This is a genomic window from Citrobacter sp. Cpo030, assembly GCF_030333005.1.
GTDB lineage: Bacteria > Pseudomonadota > Gammaproteobacteria > Enterobacterales > Enterobacteriaceae > Citrobacter > Citrobacter portucalensis.
Genome location: NZ_JAOWGT010000058.1, coordinates 1 through 15,691 on the forward strand (window position 1 = coordinate 1; position 15,691 = coordinate 15,691).

General features: G+C 53.1%; 15 protein-coding genes and 1 rRNA gene. 3 read left to right on the forward strand and 13 right to left on the reverse strand.

Going from position 1 to position 15,691, the window contains the following annotated elements:
- The 5 genes from OGY37_RS10605 to pepQ form a co-directional block, all read right to left on the reverse strand.
- Window positions 1-78, reverse strand: a 16S ribosomal RNA gene (locus OGY37_RS10605); the annotation flags it as partial.
- 378 nt (window positions 79-456) lie between these two features.
- Window positions 457-1,002: a menaquinone-dependent protoporphyrinogen IX dehydrogenase gene (gene hemG, locus OGY37_RS10610; RefSeq protein WP_003828882.1), complete on the reverse strand. Its 546-nt coding sequence runs from the start codon at window positions 1,000-1,002 to the stop codon at window positions 457-459.
- Between the two features lie 11 nt (window positions 1,003-1,013).
- Window positions 1,014-2,465 (reverse strand): Trk system potassium transporter TrkH, encoded by a 1,452-nt coding sequence (trkH, locus tag OGY37_RS10615; RefSeq protein WP_003017848.1) that lies wholly within the window; start codon window positions 2,463-2,465, stop codon window positions 1,014-1,016.
- Between the two features lie 38 nt (window positions 2,466-2,503).
- Window positions 2,504-3,118 carry an IMPACT family protein gene (locus OGY37_RS10620; RefSeq protein ID WP_003017851.1) on the reverse strand — a complete coding sequence of 205 codons (615 nt, stop codon included), beginning with the start codon at window positions 3,116-3,118 and terminating at the stop codon, window positions 2,504-2,506.
- The gene (gene pepQ / locus OGY37_RS10625; protein ID WP_032950648.1) at window positions 3,118-4,449 is read right to left on the reverse strand and encodes a Xaa-Pro dipeptidase; all 1,332 of its coding nucleotides are present in this window, start codon (window positions 4,447-4,449) and stop codon (window positions 3,118-3,120) included. Before pepQ ends, OGY37_RS10620 begins: the two co-directional genes overlap by 1 nt.
- Window positions 4,450-4,637: 188 nt before the next feature.
- Between pepQ and fadB the strand changes: the two genes are divergently transcribed.
- Both fadB and fadA read left to right on the forward strand, forming a co-directional pair.
- Complete coding sequence (gene fadB / locus OGY37_RS10630) at window positions 4,638-6,827, forward strand: fatty acid oxidation complex subunit alpha FadB (protein ID WP_126957699.1); 2,190 nt, start codon at window positions 4,638-4,640, stop codon at window positions 6,825-6,827.
- 9 nt (window positions 6,828-6,836) lie between these two features.
- A complete protein-coding gene (fadA, locus tag OGY37_RS10635) occupies window positions 6,837-8,000 on the forward strand; it encodes an acetyl-CoA C-acyltransferase FadA (RefSeq protein WP_003828895.1) in 1,164 nt (387 codons plus the stop codon).
- A gap of 155 nt (window positions 8,001-8,155) precedes the next feature.
- On the opposite strand, the gene OGY37_RS10640 is transcribed toward fadA, so the two are convergent.
- The 4 genes from OGY37_RS10640 to ubiD form a co-directional block, all read right to left on the reverse strand.
- The gene (locus OGY37_RS10640) at window positions 8,156-9,136 is read right to left on the reverse strand and encodes a LacI family DNA-binding transcriptional regulator (protein ID WP_149384961.1); all 981 of its coding nucleotides are present in this window, start codon (window positions 9,134-9,136) and stop codon (window positions 8,156-8,158) included.
- A 26-nt stretch (window positions 9,137-9,162) separates the two neighbouring features.
- Window positions 9,163-10,059 (reverse strand): ROK family protein, encoded by an 897-nt coding sequence (locus OGY37_RS10645; RefSeq protein WP_148362622.1) that lies wholly within the window; start codon window positions 10,057-10,059, stop codon window positions 9,163-9,165.
- A 228-nt stretch (window positions 10,060-10,287) separates the two neighbouring features.
- Window positions 10,288-10,989, reverse strand: coding sequence for an NAD(P)H-flavin reductase (fre, locus tag OGY37_RS10650; protein ID WP_003828903.1), 702 nt, complete (start codon window positions 10,987-10,989; stop codon window positions 10,288-10,290).
- A gap of 40 nt (window positions 10,990-11,029) precedes the next feature.
- A complete protein-coding gene (gene ubiD / locus OGY37_RS10655) occupies window positions 11,030-12,523 on the reverse strand; it encodes a 4-hydroxy-3-polyprenylbenzoate decarboxylase (RefSeq protein ID WP_286620769.1) in 1,494 nt (497 codons plus the stop codon).
- Window positions 12,524-12,727: 204 nt separating this feature from the next.
- Here ubiD and rfaH point away from each other — a divergent pair, with 204 nt between their 5' ends.
- Window positions 12,728-13,216, forward strand: coding sequence for a transcription/translation regulatory transformer protein RfaH (gene rfaH, locus OGY37_RS10660; RefSeq protein ID WP_003017881.1), 489 nt, complete (start codon window positions 12,728-12,730; stop codon window positions 13,214-13,216).
- Window positions 13,217-13,221: 5 nt separating this feature from the next.
- Here the strand turns inward: rfaH and tatD are convergent, their stop codons facing one another.
- From tatD to tatA, 4 genes are read right to left on the reverse strand one after another with little or no spacing between them, the layout of a single operon-like run.
- The gene (gene tatD, locus OGY37_RS10665) at window positions 13,222-14,004 is read right to left on the reverse strand and encodes a 3'-5' ssDNA/RNA exonuclease TatD (protein ID WP_126319675.1); all 783 of its coding nucleotides are present in this window, start codon (window positions 14,002-14,004) and stop codon (window positions 13,222-13,224) included.
- 41 nt (window positions 14,005-14,045) lie between these two features.
- Entirely contained in the window at window positions 14,046-14,837 is a 792-nt protein-coding gene (tatC, locus tag OGY37_RS10670) for a Sec-independent protein translocase subunit TatC (protein ID WP_043019001.1), read from the reverse strand.
- A 2-nt stretch (window positions 14,838-14,839) separates the two neighbouring features.
- Window positions 14,840-15,388 carry a Sec-independent protein translocase protein TatB gene (gene tatB / locus OGY37_RS10675; RefSeq protein WP_286620772.1) on the reverse strand — a complete coding sequence of 183 codons (549 nt, stop codon included), beginning with the start codon at window positions 15,386-15,388 and terminating at the stop codon, window positions 14,840-14,842.
- 3 nt (window positions 15,389-15,391) lie between these two features.
- A complete protein-coding gene (gene tatA / locus OGY37_RS10680) occupies window positions 15,392-15,646 on the reverse strand; it encodes a Sec-independent protein translocase subunit TatA (RefSeq protein WP_003017888.1) in 255 nt (84 codons plus the stop codon).
- Between the last annotated feature and the right edge of the window lie 45 nt (window positions 15,647-15,691).

Consider the following 15,691-nt stretch of genomic DNA (forward strand, 5'->3'; position numbering starts at 1 on the left):
TCTGTGCTACCGTTCGACTTGCATGTGTTAGGCCTGCCGCCAGCGTTCAATCTGAGCCATGATCAAACTCTTCAATTTAAAAGTTTGATGCTCAATGAATTAAACTTCGTAATGAATTACGTGTTCACTCGTTGAGACTTGGTATTCATTTTTCGTCTTGCGACGTTAAGAATCCGTATCTTCGAGTGCCCACACAGATTGTCTGATAAATTGTTAAAGAGCAGTGCCGCTTCGCTTTTTCTCAGCGGCGCGGGGTGTGCATATTACGCCATCCCGCTACGAAGTCAAGCATTTAATTTCGCTTTCTTCGCCGGAGTTCTCAGTGGAACCCCGCTGACCCGGCGGCTTGTAATCCGTTGTTCCGTGTCAGTGGAGGCGCATTATAGGGAGTTATTTCAGGCTGACAAGGGGAAATTTAAAATAATCTTCCGAGTGCGTATTTTTTATTCTTTACGTTTATTTTAACGACGCTTTGTTGGTTAATTGGGCAATTTCCCGCGCGAATCTCGCGACCTGTTCCCAATCGGTATACACCACTTCTTTATTCGTATCCGTTTCACCACCTGACATCTTCATTATCAGTTGGATCATAACGCGGTCATACCAGCGATAGCGGGGATACAGCAAAGCCCCCGCAATGACTGCACTGTGGTCTGGTCGCCACGGCGAACTCATCAGGAACTTACGCGCATAGCTGTTGGTTTGCGGCGTACGTTTCTCCGGTTTACGAGCAACCAGGTTTACGGAGTAGAACGCACTCGGCATCGAATTGAGCCGTGTGGCATGCTTTTTCACAAACTCCTGAAAAGCAGCATGGTAATGACCGTAGCGAATCGAGGCGCCAATTACCACGCTGTCATAATTTTGCCAGTCCGGCTCCGCGGTACGATGCAAATTAACAACATCGGCCCAAACGCCCAGCTCTTTGAGTTCAGAAGCCAGATATTCAGCGATTTCACGCGTTTGTCCGTCCCGGGAAGAAAAAAGAATCAGTGTTTTCACGTGTTACTCCATTATTCACGCCAGAAGGTAGGGGTAAAGAGCACCAGCAGAGTAAAGACCTCCAGACGACCAAACAGCATATTGGCAATCAGGATCCACTTCGCCACAGGGTTCATACTGGCAAAGTTGTCAGCGACAACCCCCAGTCCAGGCCCCAGGTTATTCAACGTTGCCACTACGGAGGCAAACGCGGAGAAGTCATCAACACCGGTCGCAATAATCGCCAGCATACTGATAATAAAGACCAGCGCATAGGCAGAGAAGAATCCCCATACGGCTTCAAGAATTCGCTCCGGCAACGCACGGTTACCCAGTTTGATACTGTAAACCGCATTCGGATGGACCAGTCGTTTCAATTCGCGGTTACCCTGCTTAAACAGCAGCAGGATACGAATCACCTTCAAGCCACCGCCCGTCGACCCGGCACAGCCGCCGATAAAAGCAGAACACAGCAACAGCACTGGCAGGAACAAGGGCCAGCGGGCAATACTGTCCGTGGTAAATCCGGCGGTCGTCGCCATCGATACCACCTGGAAAAAGGCCTGGTTGATCGTCGTGAGCGCCGAGCCATAGGTATTGTGTATCCATAGCACCAACGTACAGACTGCCACCAGCGTCAGCTGCACGCCGATAAACATGCGGAATTCCGGATCCCGCCAGTAGACCTTCAGACTACGCCCACTTAATAAAGAGAAGTGCAGACCATAGTTACAACCGGAGATCAGCAAGAAGATAGCAATGATAGTGTTAATCGTGGGACTGTCGAAATACCCCACGCTGGCATCGTGTGTGGAAAAACCACCGATGGCGATTGTGGCAAAACTGTGCCCAATGGCGTCAAACGCGGGCATCCCGGCAAACCATAGCGCCAGCGCGCACGCCACCGTCAGCAATACATAGATTAGCCACAGCGTTTTCGCCGTTTCGGCAATACGCGGGCGCATTTTATTATCTTTCAGCGGCCCCGGCATTTCTGCACGATAGAGCTGCATCCCACCAACGCCAAGAATAGGCAGGATAGCCACCGCCAGCACGATGATCCCCATCCCGCCGAACCATTGCAGCATCTGGCGATAAAAGAGAATCGCGTGTGGCAATGAATCCAGCCCCACCAGCGTCGTCGCACCTGTAGTGGTTAATCCGGAAAAGGATTCAAAAAAAGCGTCGGTTATCGTCAGGTTAGGGCTTTCCGCAAAGATGAACGGTAGCGCACCCACACTGCCCAGAACGGTCCAGAACAAAACGACAATCAGAAATCCTTCGCGCGATTTCAGTTCACCCTTCTCTTTACGGTTTGGCCACCACAGCATGGAGCCGATCGCCAGAGCAACGAAGAAAGTTTGGGTGAATGCACGCCCTGCCCCATCGCGGTAGATGAGCGCTACCAGTCCGGGGATAATCATTGTCCCCGAGAATAAGATGACCAGTAGTCCAACGATTCGGGTGATGGCGCGAAAATGCATCTCTGCCGCTTCCTTAGTTCTTTAAAATGAGGTGGGGATTATTCTTCAATCGCTAACAATTGCAATGAACCACGACTAAAATCCGCCAGTTTTGCCGAAAACTCATCCACTTTGGCAAAAGGAAGCGCCACCCTGAGCCGAACAAAAGCCTGGTAATCACTGGCAACGACTTTACCGTCAAACTGCCCCAGCAAGGCTTCAATGCCTGCCAGCTGACCGTACTCACACTGCAAAGTATATTCGGTTAATGGCGTCTTGCGCTGTGTCGTTAACTGGCGCAACGCCTGATTCACACCGCCACCGTAGGCTTTTACCAACCCTCCAGTACCGAGAAGGATACCGCCGTAGTAGCGCACGACTACAGCGGTAATCTCGCCGACACCGCTCCCCATCAGCTGCGCGAGCATCGGTTTACCTGCCGTACCCGCCGGTTCGCCATCGTCTGAAAATCCTAGCTGCTGCGAGTCATTGGGCGCACCCGCCACCCACGCCACACAATGGTGGCGGGCGTCAGGGTGTTCCGCTTTGACTGACTCAACAAACGCCTTTGCCGCTTCTACGCCGTCCGTATGGGCGAGCAGCGTAATGAAGCGGCTTTTTTTGATCTCTTCAACGACGCTGACCGGCGCCGCAGGGATTAACCAACTGTCCATTACGCCAGTTTCAAATCCCGCGTCATGTTTTCGATATTGTTCTCGTGGACCACCACGTTGTCTTCAATACGAATACCGCCGAACGGTTTCAGGGCTTCAATTTTCTGCCAGTTGAAGTGCTTGCTGAACTGTCCTTCACGCCACGGCGCCAGCAGAGATTCAATGAAGTAGATGCCCGGTTCGATGGTCAGAACCATGCCTGGTTGCAGTACGCGGGTGCAACGCAGGTAAGGATACTTCGACGGCGCGGCCAGATGAGTACCGCTGTCATCCTGCATAAAGCCTGCGACATCATGCACCTGCAGACCCAGTGGGTGGCCAATACCGTGCGGCATAAACGGCCCGGTAAGATCGTTTTCCACCATCGCCTCTTCACTCATATCAGTGATGATTTGATGCTTACGCAGCAGCTTCGCGATGCGCTGATGGAACTGAATGTGATAATCCACGTAGCTGGTGCCTGCTTTCATGGTGGCAATCAGCGCCAGCTCTTCGTCGTTAACGTCTTTCACCAGATGCGCATAGTCATTGTCGCTTTTCGCCGACCAGGTACGCGTCAGATCTGCCGCATAACCGTTGTATTCCGCACCAGCGTCGAGCAGGAAGCTGCGGATTTCAGACGGTGCCTGATGATCCAGCTTGGTGTAATGAAGCACCGAAGCATGCTCGTTAAGCGCCACGATGTTGCTGTATGGCACGTCGGTGTCGCGGTGACCGGTGGCAGTCAGGTAAGCGAGGTTGATGTCAAACTCGCTCATTCCGGAACGGAACGCTTCTTCTGCGGCACGGTGTCCATTTACCGCCATTTTCTGCGCTTCGCGCATACAGGCCAGTTCGTAATCAGTTTTATAAGCACGGTAATAATGCAGGTAGTCGATCACCCCTTTCGGGTTGATGTTGCTGGCCGCGATGTCCAGTTGCAGTGCACGTTCAGGAACCGGGCCGATGTAACCGATATTGCCGCGAGCAGCAGGCAGTTGGCTACCGATACCATCTGCTTTCGGCAGCGCGATGATCTCAATTTCTTCCGTCCAGAAGGAAGTAGGCAGCGGCTCAACGTTGTGCCAGTAATCAACCGGCAAGTAGAACCATAGTTTCGGCTTGTTTACGCCATCCACCAGCAGCCAGCAGTTAGGAACCTGCGTGACAGGCACCCAGGCTTTGAATTGCGGATTGACCTTAAACGGGTACGGATGATCGTCGAGAAAGACGTTAACAAGTTCGCCTGAGTGAATAAGTAACGCATCCAGCTTGAAGCGCTCCAGCGCGTCGCGCGTCCGTTCCTGTAAGGTAACGATATGATTTTTATAGAGTGCGGCCAGCGATTCCATTTTCTATCCTTCTGTTTTTTGACCTCAAGTCTCCGCATCTTAGCACATCGCTTTGTGAGTGCGTGATTTCTGCCGAGCGTGATCGAATCGTCATTTCTTTAATCATTCATTTGCATTTTATTAACATAAAACACACACTTCGATTCATCTGGTATGACCAGATCACCTTGCGGATTCAGGAGACTGACATGCTTTACAAAGGCGACACCCTGTACCTCGACTGGCTGGAAGATGGCATCGCCGAACTGGTGTTCGATGCCCCTGGTTCGGTCAATAAACTCGACACGGCAACCGTTGCCAGCCTGGGCCATGCGCTTGATGTGCTGGAAAAACAACCGAATTTAAAAGGGCTGCTGCTGCGTTCTAACAAAGCAGCCTTTATTGTTGGTGCCGATATCACCGAATTCCTTTCACTGTTCCTCGTGCCTGAAGAACAACTGAGCCAGTGGCTGCATTTTGCCAACAGCGTCTTTAATCGCCTCGAAGATCTGCCTGTTCCGACCCTGTCAGCGGTAAACGGCTACGCGCTGGGTGGCGGCTGCGAGTGTGTTCTGGCAACCGATTATCGTCTGGCAACGCCGGACCTGCGCATTGGCCTGCCGGAAACCAAGCTGGGCATTATGCCGGGCTTTGGCGGCTCCGTGCGTATGCCACGTATGCTGGGTGCGGACAGCGCGCTGGAAATTATTGCGGCAGGTAAGGATGTTGGTGCTGAGCAGGCGCTAAAAATCGGCCTGGTCGATGGCGTAGTGAAGCAAGACAAACTGCTTGATGGCGCGATCGCGGTATTACGTCAGGCGATTAACGGCGACCTCGACTGGAAAGCCAAACGTCAGCCGAAACTGGAGCCGTTGAAACTCAGCAAAATTGAAGCGGCGATGAGCTTTACCATCGCTAAAGGCATGGTAGCGCAGACGGCTGGTAAACATTACCCCGCACCGATTACCGCGGTAAAAACCATTGAAGCAGCAGCCCGTTTTGGTCGTGAAGAAGCGCTGAATCTGGAAAATAAAAGCTTTGTTCCACTGGCGCACACCAGTGAAGCCCGCGCGCTGGTAGGGATCTTCCTTAACGATCAGTTCGTGAAAGCCAAAGCCAAAAAGCTCACCAAAAATATTGAAGCACCGAAGCAAGCCGCGGTGCTGGGCGCGGGCATTATGGGCGGCGGCATCGCTTACCAGTCAGCCTGGAAAGGCGTGCCGGTTGTCATGAAAGATATCAACGACAAATCATTAACGCTGGGCATGACCGAAGCGGCCAAGCTGCTGAACAAACAGCTTGAGCGCGGCAAAATTGACGGTCTGAAAATGGCGGGCGTGATTTCCACTATTCATCCAACCCTCGACTATAGCGGTTTTGAGCGTGTGGACGTGGTGGTTGAAGCGGTCGTGGAAAACCCGAAAGTGAAAAAAGCGGTACTGGCGGAAACCGAAGATCAGGTACGCCCGGGCACCGTACTGGCGTCGAATACCTCTACCATCCCAATCAACGAGCTGGCCAGCGCGCTCAAGCGCCCGGAAAACTTCTGTGGAATGCACTTCTTTAACCCAGTACACCGCATGCCACTGGTTGAGATCATTCGCGGCGAGAAAAGCTCGGATGAAACCATCGCCAAAGTTGTCGCCTGGGCAAGCCAGATGGGCAAAACGCCAATTGTGGTCAACGACTGCCCTGGTTTCTTCGTGAACCGCGTGCTGTTCCCGTATTTTGCCGGTTTCAGCCAGCTGCTGCGCGATGGGGCGGATTTCCGCAAAATCGACAAAGTCATGGAAAAACAGTTTGGCTGGCCGATGGGCCCGGCTTATCTGCTGGACGTGGTGGGAATTGATACCGCGCATCACGCGCAGGCAGTGATGTCCACAGGCTTCCCTCAGCGTATGCAGAAAGATTATCGCGACGCGATAGACGCCCTGTTTGATGCGAACCGTTTCGGACAGAAAAACGGTCTTGGATTCTGGCGTTATAAAGAAGACAACAAGGGCAAGCCGAAGAAAGAAGAGGATGCCACCGTTGACGATCTGCTGGCAGAAGTCAGCCAGCCGAAACGCGACTTCAGCGATGAAGAGATTATCGCCCGCATGATGATCCCAATGGTCAACGAAGTGGTGCGTTGTCTGGAAGAAGGCATTATCGCCAGCCCGGCAGAAGCCGATATGGCGCTGGTTTATGGCCTGGGCTTCCCTCCGTTCCATGGTGGCGCGTTCCGCTGGCTGGATACGCTCGGCAGCGCGAAGTATCTCGATATGGCCCAGCAGTATCAGCACCTCGGAGCACTGTATGAAGTTCCGGCTGGTCTGCGTGATAAGGCGCGCCATAACGAACCGTATTATCCCCAGGTTGAGCCTGCCCGCCCGGTTGGCAGCCTGAAAACGGCTTAAGGAGTCACAATGGAACAGGTTGTAATTGTTGATGCGATCCGTACCCCGATGGGCCGTTCGAAAGGGGGCGCGTTTCGTAACGTGCGGGCAGAAGATCTCTCCGCACACTTAATGCGTAGCCTGCTGGCGCGAAATCCTGCGCTGGAGCCATCCGCGCTTGATGATATTTACTGGGGCTGCGTGCAGCAAACGCTGGAGCAGGGTTTCAACATCGCCCGTAACGCCGCGCTGCTGGCGGAAGTTCCGCACTCCGTTCCGGCCGTCACGGTCAACCGCCTGTGCGGTTCATCAATGCAGGCGCTGCACGACGCGGCACGTATGATCATGACCGGCGATGCTCAGGCGTGCCTGATTGGCGGCGTGGAACATATGGGCCATGTGCCAATGAGTCACGGCGTTGATTTCCATCCGGGCATGAGCCGCAACGTGGCAAAAGCCGCGGGAATGATGGGTCTGACTGCGGAAATGCTCTCTCGCATGCACGGCATCAGCCGTGAAATGCAGGACGCTTTCGCCGCACGTTCACATGCTCGTGCCTGGGCTGCAACACAGTCTGGCGCATTTAAAAACGAAATCATCCCGACCGGTGGCCATGATGCCGACGGCGTGCTGAAGCAGTTTAACTACGATGAGGTTATCCGCCCAGAGACAACCGTTGAAGCGCTCTCCACCCTGCGCCCGGCGTTCGATCCGGTTAGCGGAACGGTCACTGCCGGTACCTCCTCCGCGCTCTCCGACGGCGCAGCGGCGATGCTGGTCATGAGCGAAAGCCGCGCCCGTGAGCTGGGTCTGACGCCGCGTGCCCGAATCCGTTCGATGGCTGTTGTTGGCTGTGACCCGTCAATTATGGGTTATGGTCCGGTTCCGGCCTCAAAACTGGCGCTGAAAAAAGCGGGACTCTCCACCAGCGATATCGGTTTGTTTGAGATGAACGAAGCCTTTGCCGCTCAGATCCTGCCGTGCATTAAAGATCTGGGGCTGATGGAGCAGATCGATGAGAAGATCAACCTCAACGGCGGGGCGATCGCTTTGGGTCATCCGCTGGGTTGCTCCGGGGCGCGTATCAGCACCACCTTGCTCAATCTGATGGAACGCAAAGACGTACAGTTTGGCCTGGCGACGATGTGTATCGGGTTAGGCCAGGGCATCGCGACGGTATTTGAGCGAGTTTAATCAAAGCATGTGACTTATTGTAGGCCGGGCAAGCGAAGCGCCCCCGGCGACTATGCCGGATGGCGACGCTGATGCGTCTTATCCGGCCTACAACACAAATGCCATTGTATAACAATTTAGTTGCCGTTCTTCCCGCCTGTCAGGGGCGGGTTTTTTTATTTCCCTGAACTACCTCGCACCACTAACTGCACCGGCAACAGCAGATTCTCTTCCTGATTTTCTTCCAGCAATAAACGCAGCGCTTCACGCCCCAATTGTTGTTTATCAACCGCAATAGTAGTGAGTGGTGGATGTGACCAGGCCGCAGCATCGATATCATCAAACCCCACCAGCGCGAGATCTTCCGGGATGCGTATCCCCTGCTGTGCGCACACCCGTTGAACAACCAGCGCTGCCGCATCGTTATAGGCAAAAATAGCGTCGGGCGGCTCCGGCAATCTGAGTAGCTCATTTACCGCCTCAACAAGAGATTGATCAGTATCCAACAGCGGCGGCGCAACGGCTTCATACTCTGGCGGCATCAGCAAACGGGCCTCATACAATGCCTGACGGTAGCCCTTCTCGCGCTGACGGATGCTGTAGTGCGCAAGCGTGCTGGCAAGAAAAGCAATACGGCTGCGACCTTGTGCAATCAAATGTTGCGTGGCCAGATACCCACCCTGAGTGTTATCCGGGTTCACGCAAGGCAAGCCCGGCGCCCAGAGATCCACCAGCACCAACGGCAGCTTCATCTGTTGCAGCAAGCCAAGTAATTCAGGCTCAAAAAATCCGGCACAGATCAGTGCATCAGGCTGGTGCAGCAGCACCTGCTCACTCACTGCATCGCCTGGACCAATGGAGAGAAAGCTCAGCGCAATACCATGGTCACGACAGTTATCTTCTATCCCCAGCAGTAGTTGAGAATAAAACGGCAATGCCCGGCTGATATTGTGCTGGCGGTGAAGCAAAAACAGGACGCGTTTGATCTTGTCAGTATGCAGACGGGAAAAATCATAACCCTGCTGCTGCGCCACAGAAATAATGCGCAGCCGGGTGTCTTCACGTAGCCCCGGCTGCCCTTTTAGGGCGCGGGAAACTGCGCCAACTGAAACACCACAAGCTTCGGCAATATCTCTGATACGTACAGGTTTCGTCATTTCACTCTCATTGATTCTACTATGGCTTATTGTGCCCCCAGCCAGGCCGCACCGCGTACGCCGCTGCTGTCGCCGTGACGGGCCCGAACAATCGGTGTGCGGCACTGCTTACCAAATACGTACTGCGCCACTCGCGCCTGTAAACCCGAATACAGTAAATCGATATTGGATACCCCGCCCCCTAGCACGATAACATCGGGATCGAGCGTATTCACCACGCCCGCCAACGCACGCGCCAGTTGATCGCAATAGCGTTTCCATACAAAGCAGGCATCCGCATCACCCGATTCTACCTGTTGCATAATTTGTGGCACACCCACATGCTGCGCGGTGTGATTCAGGTACTGGCGTTCCAGACCGCTGCCGGAAATAAAGCTCTCAATACAGTTCAACTGTCCGCAATAGCATGTCACTCCAGCCCCGTCCTGAGATTCGTGGTAGCGCGGCAATGCATTATGCCCCCACTCTCCTGCGCAGGCGTTAGGTCCAGAGATCAAGCGGTTATCGATGCATAGTCCACCGCCGCAACCGGTACCGAGGATCACGCCAAATACCACGCTATGCCCGTGTCCGCTACCGTCCATCGCTTCCGACAAGGTAAAGCAGTTGGCATCATTAGTAACAGGCACGGGCATTCCTAACGCTCGCTCAAGGTCTTGCGCAAAGGCCTGTTGATTGAGCACCAGGATGTTGGAGTTCTTAATTAACCCCTCGCTATCCACCGCGCCAGGCACCCCAATGCCAACCGATAAAGGCTGATTAACGGCCAGTCTGGCCTTAGCAATCATCTCCGTCACGGCCTGGAAAAAATCACCGTAACTCTGCTTTGGTGTCGCGCATCGCTCGCGGTAAACAATTACACCCGCGTTATCAATCACCACCGCTTCGATTTTAGTCCCGCCAATATCCAGTCCGAGCCTCATGGTTTTCCTCGTTTGCGCCTCGCAATTTGATTGTGTCTAGTTTGCCAATTTTGTTTACTAAACAAAAAGAGACCTGTCACAAAAGCTAAGTTTTGTGATTAATAGATAGGAAAAATATGTTTACTAAAAAACGTGGTAAAAAAGAGAAACAACGAGATCGGGCTTGCACCCTGTTAGAAGAAGTAAGGTTGGTGATGAATGCGCCGGAAGGACTCCGGCGCACAGCGCTTAAATGAACGCGAAAGCGTCGCCAAACAGGCGATCTTCACGCGCACTGCGTTCATTACAGAACAGATCGCGCGCGATTTTGGCCATTTCGAAACGACCAGCGATGTAGATATCATGCTCCGCCAGGGTACCGTAATCCTGTAATACTGCCGTTAACACGGTTCCCGTACGACCACGCCAGCCGTCTTCAGGCTGTTCCACCACTGGCTCAACGCGCAAATTCGGGTGATTCACTGACAGCGCTTCCAGCTCGGAGAGATCGTAGAGATGCTTCTCTTCGCGCCCGCCCCAGTAAATGGTGATATCGCGATTTGGATTGCGCGCCAGCGCGGTAAGCAGAATGGAACGCACGTAAGAGAACCCTGTACCACCGGCAATCAGGATCAGCGGGCGCTCGTCTTCATCACGCAGCCAGGCTTCGCCATGCGGAATGTCGACCTTGATCTCCCGGTCTTTCAGAATACGGTCCATCACGGCCATGGCATAAAGATTTAGCTCAGAGGCGCCAACGTGCAGCTCAATGAATCCTTGCTCGTCCGGCGTTGATGCCATGGAGAACGGACGCTTATCCCTTTCGTCCATCACGACCATTAAATACTGGCCAGCACGAAAGGAAAACGCCGCGTCTGGCACTAAACGAACGCGATATACGGTGTCAGTGATAGCTTCTACCGAGGTCACTTTACAGCTTAAGGTTGTCATGCGCTCTCTCTGTCGGATCAATAGGCAAAACGATCGCGCCTCAGGCGCTTTTGCCGTCATTAAAGATGGCCAGTTCATCCCAAATTGCGTCAATGCGCGCAGTCACTTCAGGATCTTTTTTAATCGGACGTCCCCATTCACGTTGGGTTTCGCCCGGCCATTTATTTGTGGCATCCAGCCCCATTTTTGAACCAAGGCCGGAAACCGGCGAGGCAAAGTCCAGGTAATCAATTGGCGTATTCTCTACCAGTACCGTATCCCGGGCCGGGTCCATACGGGTAGTAATTGCCCAAATCACATCATTCCAGTCACGTGCGTTGACGTCATCATCGCAAACAATAACAAATTTGGTGTACATAAACTGACGCAAAAACGACCAAACACCCATCATGACGCGTTTGGCATGGCCAGCGTACTGTTTTTTCATCGTCACGACGGCCAGGCGATATGAACAGCCTTCCGGAGGTAGATAAAAATCGACGATTTCCGGGAACTGCTTTTGCAGAATCGGCACGAAGACTTCGTTCAGCGCCACGCCGAGCACCGCGGGTTCATCTGGCGGGCGTCCGGTATAGGTAGAGTGATAAATTGCATCTTCACGCTGGGTAATGTGCGTGACGGTAAAGACCGGGAAGCTATCTACTTCGTTGTAGTAGCCGGTATGATCGCCATACGGCCCTTCCGGAGCCAGCTCGCCCGGTTCAATGTACCCTTCCAGCACGATTTCTGCACTGGCAGGCACTTCCAGGTCGTTGGAAATACATTTAACTACTTCGGTCTTGGTTCTGCGCAACAGCCCGGCAAATGCGTACTCGGATAATGTATCAGGAACCGGCGTCACGGCCCCCAGAATGGTCGCAGGATCGGCTCCTAACGCCACAGAAACCGGGAAGCGTTCGCCCGGATGCGCCGCGCACCACTCCTGATAATCAAGCGCGCCGCCGCGATGGGACAACCAGCGCATAATAAGCTTGTTTTTACCAATCAGCTGCTGGCGATAGATGCCCAGATTCTGCCGCTCTTTATGCGGACCACGCGTTACGGTGAGCCCCCAGGTAATCAGCGGCGCGGCATCTTCCGGCCAGCAGGTCATAATCGGAATGCGGTTTAAATCAACGTCATCGCCCGAGTAGATTTTTTGCTGACAAGGTGCACCGCGCAACCGCTTAGTCGGCATGTTCAACACCTGCTTAAACTGCGGCAGCTTATCAAACAGATCGCGGAATCCTTTCGGTGGCTCTGGCTCTTTCAAAAACGCCAACAGTTTACCGACTTCTCGTAGCGCCGAGACATCTTCTTGTCCCATCCCCATCGCAACACGCTTTGGTGTGCCAAACAGGTTACACAGCACCGGCATTGAATAGCCTTTCGGATTCTCAAACAGCAACGCAGGCCCACCGGCACGCAGGGTGCGATCGGCAATTTCAGTAATTTCCAGGTGGGGATCCACCTCAAGCGAAATGCGTTTGAGCTCGCCCTGCTGTTCAAGCAGCGTCAGGAAGTCGCGTAAATCGTGATATTTCATGGCGTCCATTGTGGCCTCTTCGTAAGCGCTTCATTATACGGCGTTCATCATTGTGATGCTGTATTTTTGTTAAATTAGCGTGAACTCTGGCGATACATATAAGCCCCGGGCGTATATACCCATTGGGTTTCAGCCTGCGTTGAGGCGGGTATAATTAACTTAACGCATGGCTTTTGCTATGCTGGCGCTCAGAACATGCGGATAAGAGTTATTATGCAATCCTGGTATTTACTGTACTGCAAACGTGGGCAACTTCAGCGAGCCCAGGAACACCTGGAAAGACAGGCGGTGAACTGTCTGACGCCTATGATCACCCTGGAAAAAATAGTGCGCGGTAAACGTACCACAGTCAGTGAACCACTATTCCCTAATTACATGTTTGTCGAGTTCGACCCGGAAGTGATCCACACCACCACTATCAATGCCACGCGTGGTGTCAGCCATTTCGTCCGTTTTGGAGCGACGCCTGCGACCGTCCCTTCTCCCGTTATTCACCAGCTTTCTATCTACAAGCCTGAAGGAATTGTTGACCCGCAAACTCCTCAGCCAGGGGACAGCGTGATTATTACTGAAGGGGCGTTTGAGGGGCTAAAAGCGATCTTCACCGAACCGGATGGCGAAGCGCGTTCCATGCTACTGCTTAACCTGTTGAATAAAGAGGTTAAGCAGAGCGTGAAAAATACCGGCTTTCGAAAAATTTAAGCCGTTTAGAAGGTCACTTCGAACAGCGTTCTGACGTTAGCATCAATGGTTGCTGACAGCCATTGAGGATCTTCCCCGCGCCAGTGGGCAATACGCTCAAGAATATGTGGCAGGTGCGCCGGTTCATTGCGCCGTGACGTCGGTTTAGGCGTTAAGTCGCGAGGAAGTAGGTAAGGCGCATCAGTTTCGATCAGTAGTCTTTCTACCGGAATAAACGGCAGCAGTTCCCGCAGTTCCATCCCCCGACGCTCATCACAGACCCAGCCGGTAATACCAATATAAAGCCCTCGGTCCACACAGTCCTGCATCTCCTGCCGCGTTCCGGTAAAACAGTGCAGCACCGCGCCCGGGAGGCTATCCAGCCACGGCTCCAGCAACGTCAGAAAACGCTCATGGGCATCCCGACAATGCATGAAAATCGGCATCTGCAGTTCAGCGGCAATGCGCAGTTGTGCCTCAAAAGCACGTTCCTGCTCCTGCGGCGTGGAGAAATTGCGATTGAAATCCAGACCGCACTCGCCAATAGCGACCACCTCAGACTGGTTTGCCAGCGCGATAATCTCGTCTTCCGTTGAGGGTTGCCATTGGCTACTGTCATGCGGGTGCACGCCAGCCGTGGACCAGCAATGTGGATAATGTTGCGCCAACTTCAGCGCCTGCTGGCTTTCGTGCAGGTTTGTTCCGGTCAGAAGCATACCGTTTACGCCCGCAGCAAAGGCGCGCGCCACAACATCATCCCTGTCTTTCGCAAATTGTGAACTGGTTAAATTAACGCCAATATCAAACATGCTTCCTCCCATATGACAACCGCCCTGACGGGCGGTTGAGTTTATTCTTCAGTTTTCTCGGTGGTTTCGGCTTCTTTTGCTTCTTCAGCCTCGTTGTCCTCATCTCGCGTACGTCGCTTACCGACATAGAAACGAGAGAAGAAAACCCCCACCTCGAACAGGCAGTACATCGGTATCGCCAACAGCGTTTGCGAGAAGACATCTGGCGGGGTCAGTAGCATCCCGACGACAAATGCGCCCACCACAACGTAAGGGCGTTTCTTGCGTAAATCATCAGGCGTCGTAATGCCCATCCAGCATAGCAGCACGATGGCGACAGGGACCTCAAAAGAGACACCGAAAGCCATAAACAGCGCCATTACGAAACTGAGATAGCTGGCAATGTCCGTCGATACCTGCACGCCTTGCGGAGCCGTGTTGGCCAGAAAACCAAACGCCAACGGAAAGACGACAAAATAGGCGAATGCCATGCCGATGTAGAACAACAACGAACTGGAAACCAGCAGCGGCACAACCAGTCGACGTTCATGTTTATACAAAGCAGGCGCAATAAATGCCCACACCTGGTAGAGGATCACTGGCGCTGACAGGATCAGCGACACCATGAAGGTCAACTTTATTGGGGTAAAGAACGGCGAGGCCACATCGGTGGCGATCATCGTTGCACCCTGCGGCATCTGTTTAATCAGCGGCGCCGCAACCATATGGTAAATGTCGTTGGCAAAGTAAACCAACGCCAGAAAGATCACGATAACCGCAATAATGCAGTTCAGGAGTCGCTTACGCAGCTCGATAAGATGCGTAATGAGCGGTTGGGTATCTTCTACAGCCATGTTTACGGTTTATCACTCGACGAGGGGGAGGATTCGACAACAGGTGCGGCAGCTTTCTTTTCTGCATCCATCAACGTGGCGGAAGTGTTTTCCGTCTGCTCTGGCGTTTTAGCACCCGCGGATTCCGGTTTTTGCTCCGGCGAACTGGCCTGGTTTTCAGCGGCGGCAGGGGTGACCCCTTCTCGCTGCGCTTCACCGTCTTTCACCACCAGATTATGGATAGTGTGCGCTTCATCGCTCGCTTTCTCAGGATCGTGCACGCTGTAAGAACGCTTCATCGATTCCGCCGCTTCACGCAGCTCATCCATTGACGCTTTCAGCTCCGGGGTCAGATTTGTCAGGCTCGCTTTCTCTACTTTCTTCAGGCTGTCCTGAAACTCCTGAAGCTTAAGCTCCTGGGTCAGTTCATTCTGAACAGTAGTTGCAAGGGAACGCAAAGCGCGAACCCAGCCAGCAACCGTTTTTACCGCTACAGGTAATCGTTGCGGCCCCAGAACAATGAGGCCGATCACGAACACCAATAACAGTTCGCTAAAACCGATATCAAACACGGATTATACCTGCTCTTTATCTTGGCTTTTGGCGTCTTCCTTTTTCACTTCACCCTGCTTATCGGTGATGGATTTAGCAGTAAAATCAGCGTCCTGGCTGGTTTTATCTTGCTTAGGCTCATCATCACCCATCGCTTTTTTGAAGCCTTTGATCGACGCGCCAAGATCGGAACCGATGGAGCCGAGTTTCTTGGTGCCAAATAGCAGTACAACGATGACGGCAATGATCAACAACTGCCAAATACTGATACCACCCATACATGTTCCTCTGTCATAGATGATGAATTAATAAGGCCGTAGTAT